The organism is Sedimentitalea sediminis (assembly GCF_042687825.1).
Lineage (GTDB): Bacteria > Pseudomonadota > Alphaproteobacteria > Rhodobacterales > Rhodobacteraceae > Sedimentitalea.
Map to the genome: position 1 here is coordinate 1 of NZ_JBHUQE010000032.1, position 22,887 is coordinate 22,887.

General features: G+C 63.8%; 16 protein-coding genes. 4 read left to right on the forward strand and 12 right to left on the reverse strand.

All coding sequences use genetic code 11. The features are described 5' to 3' along the window. The 4 genes from ACFMPD_RS16460 to ACFMPD_RS16475 form a co-directional block, all read right to left on the reverse strand. A partial coding sequence (locus ACFMPD_RS16460) for a hypothetical protein (RefSeq protein ID WP_380996794.1) occupies positions 1-193 on the reverse strand: 193 nt, incomplete at its 3' end. A gap of 90 nt (positions 194-283) precedes the next feature. After that, positions 284-1,966, reverse strand: coding sequence for a D-lactate dehydrogenase (gene dld / locus ACFMPD_RS16465; RefSeq protein WP_380996797.1), 1,683 nt, complete (start codon positions 1,964-1,966; stop codon positions 284-286). 14 nt (positions 1,967-1,980) lie between these two features. Further along, positions 1,981-4,050, reverse strand: a complete 2,070-nt coding sequence (locus tag ACFMPD_RS16470) for a TRAP transporter large permease subunit (RefSeq protein WP_380996800.1) — start codon at positions 4,048-4,050, stop codon at positions 1,981-1,983. A gap of 272 nt (positions 4,051-4,322) precedes the next feature. Beyond that, complete coding sequence (locus ACFMPD_RS16475; protein ID WP_380996803.1) at positions 4,323-5,375, reverse strand: TRAP transporter substrate-binding protein; 1,053 nt, start codon at positions 5,373-5,375, stop codon at positions 4,323-4,325. Positions 5,376-5,716: 341 nt separating this feature from the next. On the opposite strand from ACFMPD_RS16475, the gene ACFMPD_RS16480 reads away from it, so the two are divergent. After that, complete coding sequence (locus tag ACFMPD_RS16480) at positions 5,717-6,499, forward strand: FadR/GntR family transcriptional regulator (RefSeq protein ID WP_380996805.1); 783 nt, start codon at positions 5,717-5,719, stop codon at positions 6,497-6,499. Between the two features lie 15 nt (positions 6,500-6,514). Here the strand turns inward: ACFMPD_RS16480 and ACFMPD_RS16485 are convergent, their stop codons facing one another. Continuing rightward, positions 6,515-10,228: an ankyrin repeat domain-containing protein gene (locus tag ACFMPD_RS16485; RefSeq protein WP_380996808.1), complete on the reverse strand. Its 3,714-nt coding sequence runs from the start codon at positions 10,226-10,228 to the stop codon at positions 6,515-6,517. A 49-nt stretch (positions 10,229-10,277) separates the two neighbouring features. Beyond that, complete coding sequence (locus ACFMPD_RS16490) at positions 10,278-11,639, reverse strand: hypothetical protein (RefSeq protein ID WP_380996810.1); 1,362 nt, start codon at positions 11,637-11,639, stop codon at positions 10,278-10,280. 185 nt (positions 11,640-11,824) lie between these two features. Here ACFMPD_RS16490 and ACFMPD_RS16495 point away from each other — a divergent pair, with 185 nt between their 5' ends. Beyond that, positions 11,825-14,167 (forward strand): Tex family protein, encoded by a 2,343-nt coding sequence (locus ACFMPD_RS16495; RefSeq protein ID WP_380996812.1) that lies wholly within the window; start codon positions 11,825-11,827, stop codon positions 14,165-14,167. Positions 14,168-14,372: 205 nt separating this feature from the next. Here ACFMPD_RS16495 and ACFMPD_RS16500 read toward each other — a convergent pair whose 3' ends face one another. The 5 genes from ACFMPD_RS16500 to clpS all read right to left on the reverse strand — a co-directional run bounded on the left by ACFMPD_RS16500 (position 14,373) and on the right by clpS (position 18,603). Continuing rightward, positions 14,373-15,299: a DnaJ C-terminal domain-containing protein gene (locus ACFMPD_RS16500; RefSeq protein ID WP_380996815.1), complete on the reverse strand. Its 927-nt coding sequence runs from the start codon at positions 15,297-15,299 to the stop codon at positions 14,373-14,375. Between the two features lie 163 nt (positions 15,300-15,462). After that, the gene (gene hemF / locus ACFMPD_RS16505; RefSeq protein ID WP_380996817.1) at positions 15,463-16,356 is read right to left on the reverse strand and encodes an oxygen-dependent coproporphyrinogen oxidase; all 894 of its coding nucleotides are present in this window, start codon (positions 16,354-16,356) and stop codon (positions 15,463-15,465) included. A 49-nt stretch (positions 16,357-16,405) separates the two neighbouring features. Continuing rightward, positions 16,406-17,206 (reverse strand): SDR family NAD(P)-dependent oxidoreductase, encoded by an 801-nt coding sequence (locus tag ACFMPD_RS16510; RefSeq protein ID WP_380996819.1) that lies wholly within the window; start codon positions 17,204-17,206, stop codon positions 16,406-16,408. 37 nt (positions 17,207-17,243) lie between these two features. Beyond that, entirely contained in the window at positions 17,244-18,254 is a 1,011-nt protein-coding gene (locus ACFMPD_RS16515; RefSeq protein ID WP_380996821.1) for a class I SAM-dependent methyltransferase, read from the reverse strand. Between the two features lie 7 nt (positions 18,255-18,261). Next, entirely contained in the window at positions 18,262-18,603 is a 342-nt protein-coding gene (gene clpS / locus ACFMPD_RS16520) for an ATP-dependent Clp protease adapter ClpS (RefSeq protein ID WP_380996824.1), read from the reverse strand. A gap of 111 nt (positions 18,604-18,714) precedes the next feature. Between clpS and ACFMPD_RS16525 the strand changes: the two genes are divergently transcribed. Further along, positions 18,715-19,416 carry an HAD family hydrolase gene (locus tag ACFMPD_RS16525; RefSeq protein WP_380996827.1) on the forward strand — a complete coding sequence of 234 codons (702 nt, stop codon included), beginning with the start codon at positions 18,715-18,717 and terminating at the stop codon, positions 19,414-19,416. Positions 19,417-19,655: 239 nt separating this feature from the next. Further along, entirely contained in the window at positions 19,656-21,221 is a 1,566-nt protein-coding gene (locus ACFMPD_RS16530) for a D-alanyl-D-alanine carboxypeptidase family protein (RefSeq protein WP_380996829.1), read from the forward strand. A gap of 59 nt (positions 21,222-21,280) precedes the next feature. Here ACFMPD_RS16530 and ACFMPD_RS16535 read toward each other — a convergent pair whose 3' ends face one another. After that, positions 21,281-22,684, reverse strand: coding sequence for an FAD-binding oxidoreductase (locus ACFMPD_RS16535; RefSeq protein ID WP_380996832.1), 1,404 nt, complete (start codon positions 22,682-22,684; stop codon positions 21,281-21,283). Positions 22,685-22,887: the final 203 nt, after the last annotated feature.

Sequence of the window (22,887 nt, forward strand, 5' to 3'; positions counted from 1 at the left end):
TTCCCTCGGCGTTCCGATCTTCAAACCTGTTCTCCTTTGCTTGCAATCTACCGACCAAAATTGCCTCGGTGGGTGGCTTTTGTTGCTTTTTCTCAGACAGCCGCGGGCGGCTGCATCGGTTCAAGTGAATGTCGCGCCCGCCCGGCCGGGCCAGAAGATCCGGCCCGATTTCCGCGATGCGCCGCCAGCCCAATGTCGCAGCAAGAAACCCTGCGGCCTGAGGGTCAAGGCCCCGCGCGCGCCAGCTCTGATAGGCATTAAGCGGCTGTCACCTGCGGCCTCCTCAATGATAGTGTTTGCATCTGGACATCTTGCCGATGCCCGGATTGAGGGAATTGGTCGGGTCGATGGACTTGTAGAAATCCGCCAGATCCGGCTTGGCCGCGTAGAGATGCCCGACATTGTGCTCGGCGGGGTATTCCGCGCCGCGCCGGTCCAGCAGGGCCAGCATCTCGGTCTTGAGTGCCTTGGGGTCCGCCCCCTTTCGCACGATGTAGTCCTGGTGCAGCACGTGGCACAGGAAATGCCCGTAATAGAGCCGGTGCACCAGCTTGTCGGAAATATGGTCCGGCAATTCTTCTTGCCAGTCGCGCGTATTGCGCGGCAGGGCGATGTCCAGCGCCAGGATGTCCTCGACCTCGTCGGCATGGATCGCCATATAGCGCACCGCCGCCCCGGCCGCGGCAAAACGGTGCAGCCCGGCGATCTTGGCCTCGCGCGGGGTGCATTCGAAGAATTCAAGGCCACCGGCCGCCGACATTGCCTGCAGCAGGGCAAGCGCCTCGGCGATGCCGTCATCGCGGCATTTCAGGATCAGGTGATGTTCGTGGCGGTCGCGAAACCTGCGCATCCGCTGCGGCAGAACCGTCGGCCAGACCCGCGATACCGCCTGCATGAACCGATCGGTGAAATTGCGCAGCCCCGGAATGCCGTTCAGCCGCGCATCCACCGCGCCCTTGAGCGCAAAGAACATCGGCAGCCGATCGGTGCCGAGCTTGTCGATCATCACGACCGTGTCCTTGCCATAGACCTCGGCGATGTCGAAAACCTCGCGATGCATGTATTCCGCCGAGACCGGCAGAGTGTCGAACCCGGACAGGATGGCGCGCCGCAGATCCGCCAATTCGCCGGGGTTATCGGTGCCGACGTAAAAGGTCTGTTCGCTCGCGTTCCTGGGATAGGTATCCAGCCGCACCGCAAAGACCGCCAGCTTGCCGGCGCAACCGGCAGCCTCGTAAAGACGGTGCTTGTCGGCATTGAACCGGGCCGGTGTTTCCGCCTCGACATTGCGCACCCGGCGGACATAGTCGGTGTCGGATGCCTTGCGGTTGTCAGTGACGATATCCGCGGCGCGATATTCGCCCCGCTGCAGCCGCGTCAGGATCTCTTCGGGGCTGTCGCCCAGCGCGATGCCCAGATGGTTGACCAGTTCCAGTTCGCCCGCCTCGCTGATCCGGGCATAGAGCGCCAGTTCGGTATAGGACGGCCCGCGCTCGACCAGCGAGCCGCCCGAATTGTTGCAGACCCCGCCCACGACCGACGCCCCGATGCAGGACGATCCGATCACCGAATGCGGCTGCCGCCCCAGCGGGTCCAGCAGCTTTTCCAGCGCAAACAGCGTCGCGCCGGGAAAGCTGATCACCTGTTCACCGCCGTTCAGCAGCTGCAGGCCGTCCATACGACGGGTGTTGATCAGCACCACATCGCGGTCATAGCGCCCCTTGGGGGTCGACCCTTCGGTCAGGCCGGTATTGGCGGCCTGCATGATCACGATCTTGTCCGCGTCCACGCAGGCCTGCAGCACCTGCCACTGCTGCAGCAGGGTTTCGGGCTGCACCACCGCCAGCGCATCGCCCTCGCCCGACCGGAACCCCTTGCGAAAGGGTTTGGTGCGGCGGGCGCCGGTCAGCACATGGCGACGCCCGCAGATGGTCTTGAGCCGGTTTATCAGGTCCTGGTCTGTCATATCCGTTCCTCCGATCAATAGGCGACCGAGGGCAACCAGGTCGCAAGCGCGGGCCACAGGAAGACAAAGAACAATCCGGTCAGCTGCAGGATAACGAAGGGAATGATACCTTTATAGATGTCCGTCAGCTTGATTTCCGGCGGGCACACCCCTTTCAGGTAGAACAGGGCAAATCCCACGGGCGGCGTCAGGAACGAAGTCTGCAAGGTCACCGCGACCAGGATCACGAACCACACCAGCGCCGGCTCGTCGATCGCGTCGAACCCCGGAATGTCCAGACCCAGCCCGTTGACGATCGGACGCATCAGCGGCAGCACGATCAGGGTGATCTCGATCCAGTCCAGCACAAAGCCCAGCAGGAAGACGATGAACAGGATCATGAAGACGGTGCCGTTGGGGCCAAAGCCGGCGCCATGGATCATGTCTTCGATCAGCGCGTCGCCGCCCAGTTCGCGCAGCACATAGGAAAACACCGTCGCGCCCAGAAAGATCGCAAAGATATAGGCGGTTGTGTTGAAGGTCGATTTCAGCACGTTGACCAGCTTTTTCAGCGTCAGCTTGCGGTATCCCAGCGCCAGCAGGGTCGCGCCCAGCGCCCCGATGCCCGAGGCTTCGGTCGGGGTGGTGAGGCCGGCAAAGATCGAACCCAGCACCGCCAGGATCAGCGCCAGCGTCGGCACGACCGCAATCAGCACGTCCTTGACTGCCGCCCAGTCCGGGCGCTTGGCCCCCTCGGGCACCGGTGCGACGTCGCGTTTGATCAGGGCGATCACAAAGATATAGGTCAGGTACAGCGCACCGATGATCACACCCGGAAACACCGCCGCCATGAACAGGTCGCCCACCGACAGGGCCATCTGGTCGGCCATGATCACCAGCATGATCGACGGCGGGATCAGGATGCCCAGCGTGCCCGAGGCCGAAACCACGCCGGCGGCGAGCGACGGCGAATATTTCTGCTCCATCATCGAGGGCAGCGACAGCACGCCCAGCAGCACGACAGAGGCCCCGATAATGCCGGTCGAGGCGGCCAGAATGATACCGATCATCGTCACGGTGATCGCCAACCCGCCCCGCACGGTACCGAACAGGCGCTGCATCGAGGTCATCAGCCGCTCGGCCACGCCGGATTCATCCAGCATCAGCCCCATAAAGATGAACATCGGCAGCGCCACCAGAACCGCGTTGGACATGGTCGCATAGACCCGGTTCACCACCGCGCCCAGCGTCAGGTAATCCAGCCCGGTCAGCGTTTCCTCGAGCCCGGTCCAGTTCATCATGCCGTTGTCAAACAGATAGGCCAGACCGCAATAGGCGACCCCGACCCCGGCCAGCGTCCAGGCCACCGGAAAGCCGGTGAACAACAACGCGATAAAGGTCAGGAACATGGCGATGACCAGTTTTTCCTCGGTGGTTTCCACCAGAAAGGTCAGCCCCAGGGTGACGACGGCAAAGGCGATCATCGCCCAGACGATCAGGCGCAGGCCCTTGCCCTGGCGCTCTTCCTCGAAATTCGCCAGCAGCGCGTGGCCATCATGGATCAGCCGCGCCAGAGCGGCCATCGCCAGCAGCACGAAACTGATCGGGATCACCGCCTTGAGCGCCCAGCGGCCGGGCAGACCGGTGGGGCTGTCCGAACGCTCGTTGACGCGCCAGCTTTCATAGAAATAGTCATAGCCCTGATCGATCATCAGATAGATGAACGGCACCAGCAGCGCCAGAATTCCGATCACTTCGATGATCCGCTGCGCCCGGCGGCTGAGTTGCATATGCAACAGGTCGACGCGCACATGGCTGTCGGTGACCAGCGCATAGGAAATGCCGATCATCGTCACCAGCCCATAGAAATGCCACTGGATCTCGTCCAGCTTGGGATAGTTCTGGTTCAGCAGATAGCGCAGCGACACCTGCGCCACGATGGCGCCGACCAGCAGAATATTGGCCCACATGACGACATTGCCGATGCCCTTGACAGTGTTGTCCAATGCGACGGCGGCGGGCTGACGGTCGCGGTCCTCGTGTTCTAGCAGGTGTTCATAGACCTCGATGGGGTCCTCGTTCGGTGCTGGGAACTTGTCGGCCATTGGCTCCTCCTCAAGCTGTGGCATGGTCGGGCGCAATCAGCCCGGCAGAACGGCGAAAATGACGAAAATCAGGGGGGGGGGCGGAGGCGACCGGGAAAAGCCGCCTCCGGAAGCGCGCAGGCGGAAATTACTTGCGCGGCAAAAAGGCGTTTTCCTTCCAGACCGAATAGCCGTCGCGGAATTCGGTCATGTCGCCCAGAACCCGAGCGAAAAAGGCGTTGCCTGCGGCCTCTTCGGCGNAAAAGCCGCCTCCGGAAGCGCGCAGGCGGAAATTACTTGCGCGGCAAAAAGGCGTTTTCCTTCCAGACCGAATAGCCGTCGCGGAATTCGGTCATGTCGCCCAGAACCCGAGCGAAAAAGGCGTTGCCTGCGGCCTCTTCGGCGGCCACCTCGTCCCAGGTGCTGCGGAAGGTGGCCAGCATTTCGTCGTTCCACTGCTTGATGCTGACACCGTTGTTTTCGACATTGTCGATCAGCACCGCGTGCTGGATCGCTTCGCCTTCGGCGAAACTGTCAGCCATCGAGGCCTTGCAGGCGTTTTCGATGATCGCCTTGTGCTGGTCGGTCGCCTCGTTCCAGACATCCTTGTTGATCAACAGCTCGAACACGGTGGCCTGCTGATGCCAGCCGGGGAAATAGTTGAACTTGACCAGCTTGTGAAAGCCCAGCCGCGCGTCGATGGCAGGCATGGAAAACTCGGTGGCGTCGATCGCGCCCTTTTCCAGCGCCGGAAAGATTTCGCCGCCCGGCAGCAGCGAGGTGGCGACGCCCAGCTTCTGCATCACCTTGCCGCCCAGGCCAAAGAACCGCATCTTCAGCCCGTTCAGATCCTCGGGGCTGTTGATCTCCTTGGCGAACCAGCCCGAGGTTTCCGGCGCGATGATGGCGCAGGGCAGAACCTTTACGTTGTATCCGGCCTGATCATACATCTCCTGATACAGGCTCATGCCGTTGCCGTAATACAGCCATGCCATGTATTCGCCCGCCTCGGGCCCAAAGGGCACGGCGGAAAACAGCGGCGCGGCGGGTATCTTGCCCGCCCAGTAACCGGCGGTGGTATAGCCGGAATTGATCTTACCCGAGGACACGGCGTCGAGAATTTCGAACGGCGGCACCAGCTTGCCCGGCTCATACACCTTCATCCGCAATGTGCCGCCCGACATCAGGTCAAGCTGTTCGGCAACGCGCGGGATGGGCGAGCCCAGCCCCGGCAGCGACGTGGAAAAGGCGATCGGGGTTTTCAGCAGCATCTTGTCGGCTGCCATGGCCGCCGGCGCCGCCATCAGCGATGCCGCGACGGTCAACGATGTCAGGGTTCTTTTCATGTCTTCTCCTCCAGAAACTCTGTTCGGTCGCGGTGGCGACCAGCAGCGCCAAATGCCTTGGCGATGTTTGTGGTCAATAAACTTTACCATGCAGATCAGTCAACAACTTTATTTACCACTGACCGTTTCGGGATGCGCGAATCCCCAATCAGGCCATCCTCCGCCCCCTATGCTTTCCCTGCAAATCCACCCGAAAACACATGAAATAGCGCGATATTTCTTGGTTCACGGTGAATGTTCGGGCGGAAATTCGTATTCTTGCGCCATAGCGCTTGAATTCGCGTGAGGACAATTTAAAGTACCAGCGTGGCGGAAAGATCTTCACAAAGGGAGACATAAATATGGAGCGCGCGGACCGGATATTCGAACCGATCCACCATGATTCCGTCGCCGAGGCGGTCGTGCATCAGATTGAATCGATGATCGTGAACGGTGTTCTCAAGGAAGGCACGCGCCTGCCTTCGGAACGGGAACTATCCGAATTGCTGAAAGTGTCGCGGCCAAAGCTGCGCGATGCGCTCAAGCATCTCGAGGACGAGGGGCTGTTGAATGTCCGGCATGGCGAAGGCTCGTTCATCGCGCCGCTGACCGGCACGGCCCTGTCACCGGCCTTTCTGGATCTCTATGCGCGCCACCCGCAGGCATTCTACGACTATCTCGAATATCGCCGCGAACAAGAGGCCTTTGCCGCGCGGCTGGCGGCCCAGCGCGCCACGGCGGCCGACAAGGAAATTCTGGTGGCGATCCTGAAAGAGATGGATCGGGCGGCCGAGGCCCAGGATTCAGAAGCGGCGCAGATCGCGGATATCAATTTTCACGCCGCGATCGTGGATGCCAGCAACAATTCGACCCTGATCCACATGATGGCGTCGATCTATGACCTGACCAAGCGCGGCGTGTTCTACAACCGCAAGTTCCTGCGCCAGATCCAAGGCACCGGCCGCAAGCTGCTGCAACAGCACCGCGACATCGCCAACGCCATTTTCGACGGCGACCCGCAGGCGGCGGAAAAGGCGGCCCGCGACCATATCGATTTTGTCGAAACCTCGTTTCGACAGGCTCAACAGGAAGAGGCGCGCGAACGGATCGCGATCAAGCGCAAGTTCCTGTCCGCGAAACAGTAACGGACCGCCGTCGTCCTAACCCACCAGAGCCCTGGCGGCCGCGATCCAGGCCCGCTTGGCCTTTTTCTTGCCGATCGACACATGCGCCGGATCCCGGGTGCCGAACAGCTTTCGGCCGGTCTTGATCTCGATCGCGGGCTTGCGCCCGCCGGTCATCCGGGCCACGGCATCGTTCAAAAAGGCGTCCTGATCGGCGGCGCTGGTGATCTCCTGACCCGGCGGTCGGCTTTCCAGGAACTTTTTCAGCTTGGCCACCACAGTGGCATGTTCCTTGGTGTCGATATTGTAGTCGTCCCCGCCACGAGCATCGCGCTCGGCGGCAATGGCTACCGCCTCGGCGAGTTGCACCGATGACAACGGCGCCCCGGCGCCATCGTCCAACGCGGCCACCTTGTGGTCGATGCGCCGCTGTTTCGCGTGCAACAGCCAATCGTCCGTCTTGGCCTTCAGCGCCTTTTCGATGTCGTTCAACGCGGTAGCATGCGCCAGTTCCGTCGTCTCGGTGATCAGGTCGCGAATGTCCTCGGTGGACACGGCCAGGGTCAGCAATTCCGGGCTCAGAGCCGCCTCAAGCGCCGCCTGAACCTTTTCCAGCTTGGCCTCCAGCGCGTCCACGGCGGCCTGATCCGGCAGTTTGTAGATGCTGGTATCATAGACGATGGTCATCGGGTTCATCGTGCCGACCGGCGTGACCATCGGTGCATCGCGCAGGCGCGTGTCATCGACCTCGCCGTGTTCGACACAGTATTCCGTGCGGATCATCTTGATCAGGTTTTCCGGTTTCAGCGCATCATTGTCCGGCCGGACCCACAGGTCGTCCTCGTTCGGTGCATAGACTGGGGCGGCGACCACCACGGCGCTGTCATCCACCTTGGCCCGCTCGCCATCGAACCGGGCATCCGCCTTGGCCGCCGCCAGATCGGTCGAGACCTGTTCATATTGCGCATAGAGGCGGGGCACCATTTCCTCGACCGCGTCGGGGCCGAATTCGGCGATCAACTGCGGGATGCTGACGATGAATTCCTGGATCAGCGCCGCATCACCGCCATCGGCGCCCATCTGGTTCGCGTACATGTCCATCCGGGTCATGACCCGGTCCTTGACCCGCGCTTCCATCGGACTGGCCGGGATCATCGTGGCCATCCTGCGCACATCGGCCTCGATCGCCTCGACATAGGCGCCCTTGGCCACATCGTCGCCGGTGTTATAGGGGGCCAGATCGTCGCCATAGACCATATGCATCGACCGGTGCGTCAGCTCGTGCAGCAGCACCCCGGTGAAATCGCCCGATCCGCCTGCGGCCACATGCACGACGCCGGTGCCGTGATCATAACCGCCGCTATAGGTCTGCGCCGGGCGTACGTTGTCCTTGCGCTGAATCAGGCTTTCGCCATTTTTCCCATCGGCCACGATGATCCGGTTGCCGCCCAGCGGCGGGTTGCGCGGCCGTGCCGCGTCCAGCGCCATCAGTTCCAGCAGCGGACGCGTCGCCGGCTCGGCGTAGGCGGCCTCGTAGGCGGTGCGCACCTGCGCCGCGTGGGCCGGGTTTTCACACAGGGTTGCGGCACACAGGATGTCGATGGTCGAACCGGTGCCCCCGATCGGGATCACCGGCCCGGCCTGCGCCTTGCCATCGGCATAGAACTTGGCCTCGATATCGCTGCTGGTGGCAGCAATCGACGTGTCCAGCGCGGTCCAGCCCCGGTCGTCGGTCAGGGTCACGTCGGCATTGGCCACGAACAGCCGGTCCAGCACGTCGGTGTTATAGCTGAGCGCGGTCAGGTGCAGCGGCGTCGAGCCATCGCCGTTCTGCGCGTCGATATCGGCCCCCGCCGCCATCAGCGCCTGCACGGCGGCGTCCTGCCGGGCCATTGCCGCCTGATCGTCAACGGAATAGGGCGCACGCTCGGCCTCGACATGGCGCATCTTGCAGGCCAGATGCAGCGGCGTGTTGCCGTCGGCATCCGGCTGATCGACCATCGCCGGATAGGCGGCGGCCAGCGCCGTGATCGAGGCGCTGTTTTCCGCCTCGGCGGCGATATGCAGCAAGGTACGGCCGTTTTCGTCCCTGACATCGGCCAGATAGGGGGCGGCCGCCAGGTATTGCAGAACATCCACCGTGTTGCCGGCCCGGATATCCATTTCCAGCGCCTGCCACTGGGATTTGGCCAGATCCGCCTGCGCCACCAGATCGTCCTTGTCGGTCCGCGCAATCGCCCGCGCGGCAGTGAATTCGGCCACCGATTTCGGTTCGGGCTGTTCGTCATCGGCGCGGGTGCCGGCGATGCGGGCGGCAACGAATTCCAGGCTGTCCACCACTTCGGTCAGCTGGGCAATGCCGCTGTTGGCGTTCACCGCGTTCGCGGCAAGCCGCCGGGTCGTCAGATCGGCGGCGTCGGCAGGCGGCGGGACCTGCCCCTGGAAAGCGGCCATGTTCAGATCGATATCGGCGGTCAGCCGGGCGATTTCGGCCAGCAAAGCCTGTTTCTGATCGTAGAGCAGTTTGACAAAGGCCAGTTCGGCATTTTTCATGTCGAAATTGCCCATCATGATATCGGCCTTGTTCAGCCGGTCCGCGCGGGCGAGATAACGTTCCTCCAGCAGGCTGTCTTCGGCCGAGGGCAGCGTGCCCGCCGCCGACAGCTGGGTGGCTTCCTGCACCGCGGCGGCCCGGATGGCGGCGCCGTTCATCGGGTTCAACTCGCCGGATTGGTTGCTCTTGGCCAGCTTCTTGTCGACATAGGCCTGTTCGTCCCGGCTGAGCATGCCGCGTTGGGTCTGGTCCTCGGGGTCCAGCACCAGCCGGTCGCCCTGCATGCGGATCGCGGGAATGCCGAACATCTGCGACACGCCGGGAATGCCGCCGGGATGGGTGTTGGAATGCTTGGCCCCGACCACCGCGATATAGGGTACGGTGTGTCCGTCATCGTCCTGATTGTCGGCAATGGCCTGCTCCATCACCTGTTTGACCACGGCATTCATCATCACGTCGCGCTGTTCGCCAAATATCTCGGCCTGCTGCACTTCCAACTCGCGCGCAGCCTCGGAGTCAATTCCGTAGATGCAGATCTTCTTTTCCTTGGCCTTCTTCAGGATCGGCTCCCAATCTGCCACGAATTGCGCCTTGATCGCGTCGATGCGGGCACGCAGTTTCGGCGGGAAATCATCGGGATCGGCGGTTGCATCGGACAGGTAGAGATTGATATCGGCCTGCAACTCGATCTGGAACTCTTCGAGAAAGAGCATCTGCGCAGAACCGGCATCCAGAGCCTCTCCCAGCGCGGCAAGACTGCTGGCCTCGCTGTGATCGCGCCCCAGGCAGATGGCGTCATGATCATCGACCGCATCGGCCAGCGCCGTACCCGGCGGCCCGTCCAGATCGTCATCGCTGGGTCCGCCCGCCACATCCTGATAGGCTACCGCGCGCAATTCCTCGCGTGCATCCTCCAGCACGTCGCGCGCGAAAACCGCGTCGCGATATTCGCGGGTTCCGTACCGGTCGACCAGTTCCTCCATCTTGTTTGCGTCGATCACCGGGCCGCCGATGGCCTGAAAATGGTTCGTCATTTCCGAGGCGCGCAGGATATTGTTCAACTGGGTGAAATTGCACGACACGTTCATGGTGTTGCCGGCAAAGGCAATGGTCGGCGCCCAGACCGCCAAATCCTGCCGCAATGCCGCAACCGACTCGGCGGGCTTTCCGGTCATGTCAAATGCAAGATGGATCATTGTATTCGCTTTCTTGTGTCAAACGCAGGCACGAAAAGTCGGACGAAGGTCAGGCCGAAAGCACATCTTGCATCTCGTCCAGCGCGGCCAACAGCACCGGTTCGACATCAGCACCGCCATCGAACGGATTGTCCTTGATGTGCTGGATCAACTTGTCCGACTGCACCCGTGTTCTGAAATCCCCGATCAGCCCGACCGACTTCGTATAGCCGGGATCGCCGGCATTGATGGCATCGTCCAGCGCCTCCTGCATGTCGGCACAAAAGGTATCCAGGGTCTTTTCCATCGCCGCCGCCAGCGCATCCGGTTCCTCTTCGGGCACATCCGCCCGCATGGCGCTGCGCAGCTTGCCGATCTCGGCCTTGATCTCGGCGGGGATCTTTTGCCATCGGGTGGCCAGAAAGGCGCGTTTCTTGACCGTGCCCTCGGCGATACCGGTCTTGGCGCGGGCTTGCGCAGCCGCGTCCGGTTGCGGCGGCGCGGCTGAAGCGCCAGTCTCGGGCGGTGCCGCCCCGGCACCGGTCAAACGTGCCATCGCAGCCTCGATCCGTTCGATCTGGCCAGCCGCCGTCTCGGCGTCCTGCCCGCGCAGGGTTTCCGCCGCCACCTTGATCGCCTGGGTCAGCTTGGCCACCGCGTCGGCATTGGCGATTTCGGCCAGCCCGACATGCGCCGCCTTGAGCCGCTGGGCCAGAGCGGCGGTGTCCACGGCGGCAGCCTGATCGGCGCCCTGTGCCGCCAACAGCTTGTCCAGCGCCGCGGTGATCTTGTCGGCCCCGGCGGCGGCCTGTGCCAGTTCGCCGGATTTCAGCAGAGCCACGACCGCCTGCAGCGGCGCAACCAGCTTTTGCCGCTGATCCTCGGGCAGCGCAGACATGCGGTCCCGATCCGCGGCCAGTTGCGCAGCGATGGCCCCTGCATCCGGTCCAGTATCGGGTTCGGTCTCCGGCTCGGCATCCGGACCGTCAGCGTCCGGCGTTTCAGCAGGCGTTGCCTCGGGTTCGGGCGCAGCGTCTTTCGGCGCGGCATCGTCCAGCGACGGATCGTCGGGGATGGCATCGTCTTCGTCGCTTTCCAGCAGATTGCCCTCGGGGTCCAGCACCCGGACATTCAGCATGATCTTTTGCGATTTCAGGTATTTCTTGATCCGCTTGGCCAGCGTCGGCAGGTTGCGTTCGCAGGTCAGGTTCAGGCATTTGCCATCAATCTCGGCGGTGCCAAAGGCGACCTTTTTGCCCACCCCATCCTGTTTCGCGACCTTGCCCAGCTGTGCCGCCGAACGTTTGCGGTGCATCGCCAGATAGTGCTCGGAATCATTCTTGCCCGGATTGAACGCAAAGGGCACCGGCTGTTGCCGCGCGACCTTGATCATGCGCTTCAGTTCCGCCCCTTCGACGGCAAAATCCCCCATCGGCGTCTCCATTTTTCCGGTCTCGGTGCGCACCGGCCCGGTGCACCGGGCCAGACTAGGCCCGGCATGCGCTGCTGCAAAGCCTTTTCCGTCCGAACAACGATGGCGGCACGCGCGAGGTTTTTCTTGGCGGCGGCGGGGTGCGCGGCTATGACATGCGTCCCGACCATCGACAGGAGGTGTCATTGGAAACCGCTCGGCGCATTTCGCAAACCATCGCGGCAGAGATCGCGGCCCGCCCCGATCAGGTCAACGCGGCGATCACGCTGCTGGACGAAGGGGCGACCGTTCCCTTTGTCGCCCGTTACCGCAAAGAGGCCACGGGCGGGCTGGACGACACGCAGCTGCGCACCCTGTCCGACCGGCTGACCTATCTGCGCGAACGCGAGGCCCGGCGGACCACGATCCTGGACTCGATCCGGCAGCAGGGCAAGCTGACCGATGATCTGGCCCGCGCCATAGCCAAGGCGGAAACCAAGGCCGAACTGGAAGACATCTATCTGCCTTTCAAGCCCAAGCGGCGCAGCAAGGCGATAATCGCCCGGGAAAACGGGCTGGAACCGTTGCTCGAAGCGATCCTGGCCGACCGCGCGGCCGATCCCGAGACCCTGGCGGCGGCCTATGTCACGGATGCGGTGCCAGACACGAAAACCGCGCTGACCGGGGCGCGCGACATCCTGGCCGAACGGCTGTGCGAGAACGCGGCATTGCTGGGCGATCTGCGCGAATTCATGCATGCCGAGGCGTTGCTGACCGCCACGGTGATCCCGGGGCAGGAAGCGGCCGGCGCCAAGTTCTCGGACTATTTCGACCACCGCGAGCCATGGTCCAAAGTGCCCTCGCACCGCGCCCTGGCGATGCTGCGGGCCTCGAAAGAGGGCATTGTCACCGTCGACATCGCCCCCGATCCGGACACCGGAGCCGCCCGCGCCGAGGCGATTGTCCTGCGCCATGTGGGCATCACCGGCACCGGCCCCGGCGACACATGGCTGCGCGCGGCAGCAGGCTGGACCTGGCGGGTCAAGCTGGCCACCACGATGATGATGGATCTGTTCGGCGATCTGCGCAGCCGGGCCCATGACGAAGCGATTGCCGTCTTTGCGCGCAATCTCAAGGACCTTCTGCTGGCGGCGCCGGCCGGTCCGCGCCCGACCCTGGGGCTGGATCCGGGCATCCGCACCGGCGTCAAGGCGGCGGTGGTGGATGCCACCGGCAAGGTGGTCGCCACAGACACCTTGTACCCGTTCCAGCCGAAAAACGACCTGCGCGGCGCGCAATCGGCCATCCTGCGTCTGATCGGTCAGCACGGGGTCGAGTTGATCGCCATCGGGAACGGCACCGCCAGCCGCGAAACCGAACGGTTGGTTGCCGACACATTGGCGCTGTTGCCCAAGGGCGAAAAGGCCCCGGCCAAGGTCGTGGTCAGCGAAGCCGGCGCCTCGGTCTATTCCGCCTCGGAACTGGCGGCGCGCGAATTTCCCGATCTCGACGTATCGCTGCGCGGCGCGGTGTCGATCGCGCGGCGATTGCAGGATCCGCTGGCCGAACTGGTCAAGATCGAACCCAAGGCCATCGGCGTCGGCCAGTATCAGCACGATGTCGATCAGCACCGGCTGGGAAAATCCCTGGAAGCGGTGGTCGAGGACGCTGTGAATGCCGTCGGCGTGGACCTGAACACCGCCTCGGCCCCGCTGTTGTCGCACGTGTCGGGACTGGGGCCAGGCCTGGCCGAGGCGATCGTGGCGCATCGCGACGCAAAGGGTGCGTTTCGCGCGCGCAAACAGCTATTGGACGTCGCCCGACTGGGCCCCCGCGCCTTTGAACAATGTGCCGGGTTTCTGCGCATCCGCGATGGCGACGAACCGCTGGATGCCTCGGCGGTCCACCCCGAGGCCTATGGGGTGGCGCGGCGCATCGTGGCGGCCTGCGGGCGCGACCTGCGCGCGCTGATGACCGATCCGGCGGCTCTGCGGCGCCTGCAACCCGAGGACTTTGTGAATGACAGCTTTGGCCTGCCGACGGTGCGCGACATCCTTGCCGAACTGGAAAAACCCGGCCGCGATCCGCGTCCCAGCTTTAAGACGGCGGTATTTGCCGACGGGGTCGAGGACATCAAGGATCTCAAGCCGGGGATGTCTCTTGAAGGCACGGTGACCAATGTCGCGGCCTTTGGCGCCTTTGTCGATATCGGCGTGCACCAGGACGGTCTGGTGCATGTCAGCCAGTTGGCGGACCGGTTCGTCAAGGACCCGCATGAGGTCGTCAAGGCCGGCGACGTGGTTCGGGTGCGGGTGACCGAGGTGGACATCCCCCGCAAGCGCATCGGGCTGAGCATGCGCAAGGATGGCGGGGCATCGGCGCGACAGGACAAGGCCGAGCGCGACGCCGGTCCGCGCGGCAAACCCGGCAAGCCGCCCCGGCGCGGCAAGCCCGGCCCTTCAAAGACTGGACCGGCAAAGACAGGCAAAGAGGCGGGCGGCACCGGTGCACTGGGCTCGGCATTGCTTGAGGCCATGAAACGGCGCTGAAAGACGCGCAAACCAATGGGGCAGAGGACCGGCGGTTCCGCCGCCGCCGGACTGATAAAGATCACCGGATCGATGTTACCGGATCAAATTTTCCGGGCGCCTGCCCGACAGCGCCCGGACGCGCCCTTAGCGGTCCCGCCGCAACCCGAGGCGGCCCGGGCATGGCGGCGATCACCTACGTTCCCGGAATGGTACAATGCCCCGGCTACATGCCCTTGCGGGGGTCATAGCTATGAGTCTTGCGCCAGTTGCGCATGAACTCGGCCAGATCCTCGTCGATGCGCGGGGGGCTGACAATCGACAGCTCGACGCGCTGATCGCCGCGCACGCCTTTGCCCGACGGCTGCACGCCGCGCCCGCGCAGGCGCAAGACCTGACCGCTGCTGGCGCCTTTGGGAATGGTCAGACTGACCGATCCGTCGATGGTCGGCGCCGAGACCTTGGCGCCCAGGACCGCCTCGTCCAGCGTGATCGGCAGCGTCACCAGAATATCGTTGCCCTCGCGCCGGAACTGCGGATGCGGCCGGACTGTCAGTTTCACCAGCGCATCGCCGGGCGCCCCGCCACCCAGACCCGGGCTGCCCTTGCCGCGCAGACGAATGGTCTGCCCGTCGGCGGTGCCGCGGGGAATATTCACGCCCAGCGACTGGCCGTCCGGCAGAGTGATGCGGGTCTTGCCGCCTTTGACGGCAGTCAGGAAATCCACCTCTAGCGAAAATTGCGCATCCGCCCCGCGCGCGCCGAAACCGCCCTGAAAACCGCCGCCGCCGGGCTGACCGCGGCCCCGAAAGAACTCGGCAAAAATATCCGCCGCATCACCGAAATCCCGGGGCCGCGCACCGGCATGAAACGGGTTTTCGGCAGTTTCGGCAAAATCGCGGTAATAGTGCCGCTGCTGCTGGCGTTCGGCGCCGGTGGCGTCGATCTCGCCGCGGTCGAACCGGGCGCGCGTTTCCGGGTCCTTGAGCAGATCATAGGCCGCCGACGCCGCCTTGAACCGCGCCTCGGCGCGGGCGTCGTCGGGTTTGAGGTCGGGGTGGTCGTCCCGCGCGATCTTGCGATAGGCTTTCTTGATCTCGGCGGCCGTCGCATCGCGGGTCAGGCCGAGGGCGGCATAAGGGTCGGTACTCATCTCGTTTCGGTCTCCGGGGCCGCAGAACACGCGCGGCCACTTGCATCAGGGTTACCAGATATCAAGGGAGTCCGGCAGGGAAATTCAAGCTTTTGACGCATTTGCAGGGACAATCCAGCCCCGCCTGCATCACCCCGGCGCGATCCGGACGCCGCCGTTCGGCTCAGACCCACTTGGCCAGCGGCGGCAGGCTCATCAGAACGGCGTCGGGATCGTGACCGGTTTCCAGCCCGAATTTGGTGCCCCGGTCATAAACCAGGTTGTATTCGGCATAAAGACCGCGATGGATCAGCTGCGTGTCCTTGTCGGCGGCGCTCCAGGGCTGCACCCGGCGTTTTTCCACCAGCGGCACAAAGGCCGGCAGAAAGGCCCGGCCGATATCCTGGGTCAGGGCGAAATCCGCGACCCAGTCATCGGTACAATAGTCATCCATGAAAATGCCGCCAACGCCACGCGCCCGGCCCCGGTGGGGCACATAGAAATACGTGTCGGCCCAGTCCTTGAGTCGCGGGTAATGCGCCGCGCCATGCGGGTCCAGATGGGCCTTTTGCGTGGCGTGGAAATGGGCGGTGTCCTCGGCATATTCGATACAGGGGTTCAGATCGGACCCGCCGCCAAACCACCAGGCATGCGGCGTCCAGAACATGCGGGTATTCATGTGCACGGCGGGGGCATGGGGGTTCTGCATATGCGCCACCAGGCTGATCCCCGACGCCCAGAACCGCGGGTCCTGCTTGATGCCCGGAATGCTCTTGCGCGCCGCCATTGCCGCCTGCGCCCGTTCGCCCAGCGTGCCGTAGACGGTCGAGACATTGACCCCGACCTTTTCAAACACGCGACCGCCGCGCATCACGCTCATCAACCCGCCGCCGGCATCGCCGCCGTCTTCGCCGGCGCGCCGGGTCTCGCGGATGTCGAACCGCCCGGGTGCCTGCTCGGACAGGGGGCCGCTTGTGTGACTGTCCTCAAGTTGCAGAAAGGCGGCAACGATCTCGTCGCGCAACTGGCGGAACCAGGCGGCGGCCTGTTCCTTTTCCTCTGTCATCTTGTCGCTCATGCCCAACTGCTCCTTTTCCCTGGCACTGGCCCGCCGAACCGCCCTGCGCCTAATGCGCCGGTGCCGCCACCGGATCCAGCAGGGTGCGCCCACCATCCACCGTGATAATCTGCCCGGTCATGAAAGCCGAAGCGTCCGACGCCAGAAACTGCACCGTATCCGCCAGTTCGCGCGGCGCGGCGACCCGCGCCAGCGGCGTATGCGCCTCGATGTCCTGACGGTATTCGCGATGGTCCTTGAGTGCCGATTTCAGAGAGGCGCTCATGACCGATCCAAAGGCGACCGCGTTCACCCGAATCCGGTTTGGCGCCAGGGCCACCGCCAGCGACCGGGTCATCTGATCCAGCGCCGCCGAACTGACTGAATAGCCGAGCAGGTCGGGATGTGTGCGGCGCGCCGCGATCGAACTAAGATTGATGATCGAGCCGGCCAGCCCCTCGCTGTCTTCATCGGATTGCCGGATCATCCGCTTGGCCACCAGTTGGCTCAGGCGCAGCGCCGGCATCAGGTTCTGGTTGAGCAGCGACATTACCGAGTCATCATCCGGGTCCAACGGGTTGGACGGCACCACCTGGCGGGCGCCATTGACCAGGATGTTGACCTCGTCAAACGCATCCAACGTGGCCGACAGCAGATTGGCGATTGCCAGCTTTTCGCGCAGATCACCGGCAAAAAAGCGGATATTGCCATCCTCGACGCGTTCACCCAGCTCGCTTTTCAGTCGCTTTTCATCGATATCCGCGAACATGACGTTTGCGCCCTTGTCAGCGAATTGCCGTCCGATGGCCAGGCCGATGCCATTGGCGCCGCCGGTGACGATGGCGGTCTTGCCGGAGATGGAAAATGTCATGCGGATTCTCCTTTGGACGACCCGAACCTAGCCGGCATCAGCGGCGTGTTCGAGAGGGCGTTGGCCTGCCACGCACCGGACGGATGGCATGCAGCACCTTGAACCGTCCGTCTCCGGCGGTCTCGGCGACCTTGGCGAACAGGTCTGACAGGGCGGATTCATAGGGCAAATGCCGGTTGGCCACCAGCCACAGCCCGCCCGCAGGCGTCAGCATGCGCGCCGCCGCCGCAATAAAGGCGCGCCCCAGGGCCGGATCGGCGGCGCGTCCGGTGTGAAAAGGCGGGTTCATCACCACCGCGTCGGCCCGCGCCTCGGGCGTCCAGGTGGTGGCATCGGCCCAGTGGAACCGCGCGCGGGAATCATCGACATTCGCCCGGGCGCAGTCCAGCGCGATGTCGTCGGCCTCAACCAAATCCAACCGATCTAGCCCCGTGGCCCGCTGCAGCAGCTGTGCTGACAGATAGCCCCAACCGGCCCCCAGGTCGACCACATGCCGGCCCAGAGCGGCAGGCAGGGTTTCGGCCAGCAGCCGCGATGCCGGGTCGATACCGTCGGCCGAAAAGACGCCCGGCGCGGTGACGAACCCGTCCACCTGCTGCCGCTCGGGGGCCAACCAGTCGGCAAAGGCAGCGCTGTCCGCCGCAAACCAGAAAACCTTGCCATGCGCCTTGGCCAGAGGCCCGGCGATCTGAACGCGCGCCCGGCATGCCCGCAGCAGGCTGTCGATCCCGTCGGTCTTGGCGCCGTCGACGATAACCGGGCCATCGGTCAACCGGCAGGCCCGGGCCACCAGATCGCGCGCCAGCATCTTGGACCGGGGAAGACAGACCAGCACGGCAGCATGGCCCGGCCCGGCCGTGGCGGCGCAGTCATATCCCATGTCCCGGAAATGGTCGTGATCGGGACGCACCGGCTGAACAATGCGCACCCGCGCCATCGGCAATGGCGTCAGGTCCGTTCCGGCACGCGGATGCAGCACGCACAGGCTGCCGGCATCCGGCAGATCGAGCCCGCCCGTTTCGAGCGCCAGGGACAGTCGCGCGGACATGTTTGGATCAGTCTTCCTTTTCCATCGTGCACTGCAACGGGTGCTGATGGCGGCGGGCGAAATCCATGACCTGGCCCACCTTGGTCTCGGCGATCTCGTGGCTGAACACGCCGACAACGGCGACGCCTTTCTTGTGCACCGTCAGCATGATTTCGAATGCCTGGGAATGGTTCAGTCCGAAGAACCGTTCCAGCACATGCACCACGAATTCCATCGGCGTGTAGTCGTCGTTCAGCAGCAGCACCTTGTACAGCGGCGGCCGCTTGGTCTTTGGCCGCGTCTGTACCAGGACCGATGTTTCATCATCGTCCCCGGGTGTATCCGACATGATCAGGTGCTGGTGCAACATCGCGCTGGGTGACCCGGTTTCCGTTTTTTTCGTGTGCGTTCAGGGCTTATATAACCTTACTGCAGGATTCTAAAAGAGCCAGTAAACGGGCAGGTGACATTTGGGCATGATATGGCAGACTCGCTGACAACCGTCGCCTTTGATGCGGATGACACGCTGTGGCACAACGAACGGTTCTTTCAGGACACCCAGGCCCAGTTCGCCGCTTTGCTGGCGGATCACGCCGACCCGGACCATCTGGCACAGCGGCTGCTGGCAGCCGAGAAACGCAACATCGGCCAGTATGGCTATGGCATCAAGGGCTTCGTGCTGTCGATGATCGAGACCGCGATCGAGGTCACCGATCAGCGCGTTCCCGCCAGTGTCATCGCCCAGCTGATGCAGGCCGGGCGCGAAATGCTGGCACATCCGATCGAGCTGCTGCCGCATGCCCGCGAGGCGGTCGAAGCGGTTGCCGAAACCCACAGGGTGATCCTGATCACCAAGGGCGACCTGCTGGACCAGGAGCGTAAACTGGCGCAATCCGGACTGGGCGATCTGTTTGACGGGGTCGAGATCGTCTCGGAAAAGACCGCACGGTGTTATGCCGAAATATTTTCCCGCCTCGGCGACGGGGCGGCACGCGGCCTTATGGCGGGCAACTCGATGCGCTCGGACGTGGTGCCGATGATCCAGGCCGGAGGCTGGGGGGTTTACGTGCCGCATGGCGCGAAGTGGGAGATCGAACATGCCGAGCCCCCCGAGGATGCGCCGCGCTATCGCGCGTTGACTGATCTGGGTGGTCTGGCGGCGCTGGTTGCCCGGATCAGATAGCGACTCCGGGCCGACTCGCCCACGGGCAATCCGAGAACTTTGCGCCCTGGCGCCCGGACGCGGACAATATGGTGGTTTGCGCCAAACCGGCCTCAACATCTTGAAATGTTAACAAGAACCGCCTGTAACATCTTGCATTACAAGGGTTTATTTTAACCTTTTCCTATGTTACGCTTGGTCTAACAAAACAAAGTGTCAGCCGGAAAACCGGCGGCCCGAGGCAGACAGAGGCAATTATCGTGCAGGTTCGGCGCATCAGTCCGGCCCGTTGGGGCTTGTTCCTTCTCACTTTCATCTGGTTGTGCGTTCTGGTCCCGATCAGCGCGGCGGCGGCGCCCTATGCGGGTTATGTCATCGACGCGCGCACGGGCCAGGTGCTGTATTCGCGCAATGCCGACACCCGGCTGCACCCGGCATCGCTGACCAAGATGATGACGCTGTACATCGCATTCGAGGCGATCCGAAATGGGGAGATCACGCTGGACACCAAGGTGCGGGTATCCAAACGCGCCGCGGCGGAACCGCCGTCGAAACTGGGTCTGAAAGCGGGCCAGCGCATCGCGTTGCGCTATCTGATACGGGCCGCCGCGGTGAAATCCGCGAATGACGCGGCAACCGCCATCGGCGAAGCGATCAGCGGCAGCGAATCCGCTTTTGCCCGGCGCATGAACCGCACCGCCAAGTCCATGGGCATGACCCGCACCACGTTCAAGAACGCGCACGGTCTGACTGAAAAGGGGCATCTGTCCACAGCGCGCGACATGACCGCTCTGGGGCGTCACCTGATCTATGACTACCCGCAATACTACAACCTGTTCTCGCGCAAGACGGCGAATGCAGGTGTCCGCAATGTTAGCCATACAAACCGCCGACTGCTGTCCTCGTATCGCGGGGCCGACGGCATCAAGACCGGCTATACCCGTGCTGCCGGCTTCAATCTCGTGGCCTCGGCCCGGCGCGGGAACGAGCGGATCATTGCCACCGTGTTCGGTGGCAAATCCACCGCATCGCGGAATGCCAAGGTGGCTGAACTTCTGGATTTGGGCTTTCGCAAGGCGCCCAGCAGGGCCTCTCTGCGCAAGCCGGCGCGGCCCTCCTATACCGGCAACACGGTCATGGCCGAAAACACGTCCAGGTCCGGTGTCGCCGCCGGCAAGACCATTCGCGTCGCCGGCACGGTTCAGAAAAGCCTGAGGCCCAAGGCACGCGCCGCCCGGGCGGCACCGGTGCAGGTTGCGGCCGTGGCGACTCCGCCCAAGCCACAGGACGACGCGCTGCAGGCCAGCATCGCTGCCGCCGTGGCGACCAGCATCGCCCCGGAAAACGACAAGATGCAGGCCAGCATCGCCGCCGCCGTGGCGGCCGCGGCCACAGCGGTGGCGCCCCCGCCGCCGGCACTCGCCGCCGCGCGACCAGCCGTACCAAGCGTGCGCCCCGCCGCCCGGCCTGAGAAACTGGTTCTGGCTTCGGTGCCGGCAACGGCCGTGGCCGAACCAACCGGTGCGGCAGCCCCGGCCCCGCCGCAATCTGCCGAACCTGAAATCGTCACCCGCCTGTCGACCTCAGGCGGACAGCACTGGGGCATCAATGTCGGGCGCTATGGCAGCCGCTATCAGGCGGAAAAGGTATTGCTGCGTACCGCGCTGACCGAGATCACGACCCTTGAGGGATCACTGCGCAAGGTCACCCAGTCGCCGCGCGGTTTTGATGCCAATTTCGTCGGCATGACCCGCGAGACCGCCGATCTGGCCTGTCGCCGGCTGAAGGCGCGCAACGTCACCTGTTTCATGATCGGCCCATCCTGATTGATCCGTCCTGATCTTGCCGTTCCGAGCGGTGCGGCACCGGGCCGCTCACGCGCGGGTCAATCCGTCAGGATCTTGCCCGGATTGAGGATGTTGTCCGGATCCAGCGCCGCCTTGATCGCCGCCATATAGGGGATCGCGGCGCCAAGTTCCTTTTGCAGATAGGGCCGCTTGCCCTGCCCGATCCCGTGTTCGCCGGTGCATGTGCCATCCATCGAGATCGCCAGATCGTTCAGCCAGCCGACAAAATGCTCGGCGTTGGCGACTTCGACGGGATCGTCCCGGTTCACCAGCAGCAGCGCATGGAAATTGCCGTCACCCACATGACCGATGATCGGCGCCACCAGGTTTTCCTGCGCCAGCTTGTCCTGGGTCCGGCGCACGCATTCGGCCAGCTGCGAGATCGGCACGCAGACATCGGTGGAAATCGCCTTGGCCTCGGGGCGCAGCTGGACGGCGGCCCAATAGGCATCGTGCCGCGCCTGCCACAGCGCGTTGCGTTCCTCGGTACTGGCAGTGGTTCGATAACCGTCACCGCCGAACTCTTCGGCAATCGCGCCAAACGTTTCGGCCTGCTCGCGCACGCTGGTATCCGAGCCGTGGAACTCCAGCAGCAGCAGCGGGGTTTCGGGAAGATCGAGTTTGGAATGGGCGTTCACCGCCTGCACGCTGAGCGTGTCCAGCAGCTCGATCCGGGCCACCGGAATACCGTATTGAATGGTCATCATCACCGCCTGACAGGCGGCATCCACCGTCGGAAAGGAACAGCGCGCCGACGAGATCGCCTCGGGAATGCCCCGCAGTTGCAGAGTGATGGCAGTGATCACGCCAAGCGTGCCCTCGGAACCGACCAGCAGGCGGGTCAGATCATAGCCCGCCGAGGATTTCTTGGCCCGCCGCGCCGTGTCGATGACGCGACCATCGGCCATCACCGCCTGCAAGGCGATCACGTTGTCCTTCATCGTGCCGTAGCGCACCGCGTTGGTGCCCGACGCCCGGGTCGCGGTCATGCCGCCGATCGTGGCATTGGCGCCGGGGTCGATGGGAAAGAACAGGCCCTGATCGCGCAGATGCACGTTCAGCTGTTCGCGGGTTACACCGGGCTGCACAACGCAGGTCAGATCGCCGGAATGCACGGCCAGAATGTCGGCCATCTGTCCCATATCGACGCTGATTCCGCCGGCCGGGGCATTCACGTGCCCCTCCAGCGAGGTGCCAACGCCAAAGGGGATGACCGGCACCTTGTGAGCGGCGCAGACGCGCACAATATCAGCGACCTCTTCGGTGTCGCGCGGAAAAACCACCGCATCGGGCGGCTGGTTCTCCAGCCAGGTGGTGGTGTGGCCATGTTGCTGGCAAACCGCCCGACCGGTCTGCAGCCGGTCGCCGAATTGCTGTTTCAGGACAGCCAGCGCGGTGGCGATGCCGGTTTCGTTGCGGGTCATGGTCGTGGCCTGAGCCATCTGGTCTGTTCCTCCTGTTGGCGGGGCAACGAGGTGCGATCCTGCCGAAACCGGCAGGACACCGAAATCATTCTCCCCGTGCAATGCCCTCGCGTCGCGGAACCGCGACGCGCTGCAATCCGTCCGGCCCGATTTCCATTGCGTGCAGACCCGATGTCAAGTCGCGCAGAACGACCTTTTAGCCTAGTCACCCGAATCTAGAT

Excerpts from the sequence above, each read along its gene's own strand:
- ACFMPD_RS16525 (WP_380996827.1), top strand. The coding sequence starts at position 18,715 with ATGGCAGACTCGCTGACAACCGTCGCCTTTGATGCGGATGACACGCTG.
- hemF (WP_380996817.1), bottom strand. The coding sequence starts at position 16,356 with ATGAGCGACAAGATGACAGAGGAAAAGGAACAGGCCGCCGCCTGGTTC.
- clpS (WP_380996824.1), bottom strand. The coding sequence starts at position 18,603 with ATGTTGCACCAGCACCTGATCATGTCGGATACACCCGGGGACGATGAT.
- ACFMPD_RS16480 (WP_380996805.1), top strand. The coding sequence starts at position 5,717 with ATGGAGCGCGCGGACCGGATATTCGAACCGATCCACCATGATTCCGTC.
- ACFMPD_RS16475 (WP_380996803.1), bottom strand. The coding sequence starts at position 5,375 with ATGAAAAGAACCCTGACATCGTTGACCGTCGCGGCATCGCTGATGGCG.
- ACFMPD_RS16485 (WP_380996808.1), bottom strand. The coding sequence starts at position 10,228 with ATGATCCATCTTGCATTTGACATGACCGGAAAGCCCGCCGAGTCGGTT.
- dld (WP_380996797.1), bottom strand. The coding sequence starts at position 1,966 with ATGACAGACCAGGACCTGATAAACCGGCTCAAGACCATCTGCGGGCGT.
- ACFMPD_RS16490 (WP_380996810.1), bottom strand. The coding sequence starts at position 11,639 with ATGGGGGATTTTGCCGTCGAAGGGGCGGAACTGAAGCGCATGATCAAG.
- ACFMPD_RS16535 (WP_380996832.1), bottom strand. The coding sequence starts at position 22,684 with ATGGCTCAGGCCACGACCATGACCCGCAACGAAACCGGCATCGCCACC.
- ACFMPD_RS16500 (WP_380996815.1), bottom strand. The coding sequence starts at position 15,299 with ATGAGTACCGACCCTTATGCCGCCCTCGGCCTGACCCGCGATGCGACG.
- ACFMPD_RS16515 (WP_380996821.1), bottom strand. The coding sequence starts at position 18,254 with ATGTCCGCGCGACTGTCCCTGGCGCTCGAAACGGGCGGGCTCGATCTG.
- ACFMPD_RS16470 (WP_380996800.1), bottom strand. The coding sequence starts at position 4,050 with ATGGCCGACAAGTTCCCAGCACCGAACGAGGACCCCATCGAGGTCTAT.
- ACFMPD_RS16510 (WP_380996819.1), bottom strand. The coding sequence starts at position 17,206 with ATGACATTTTCCATCTCCGGCAAGACCGCCATCGTCACCGGCGGCGCC.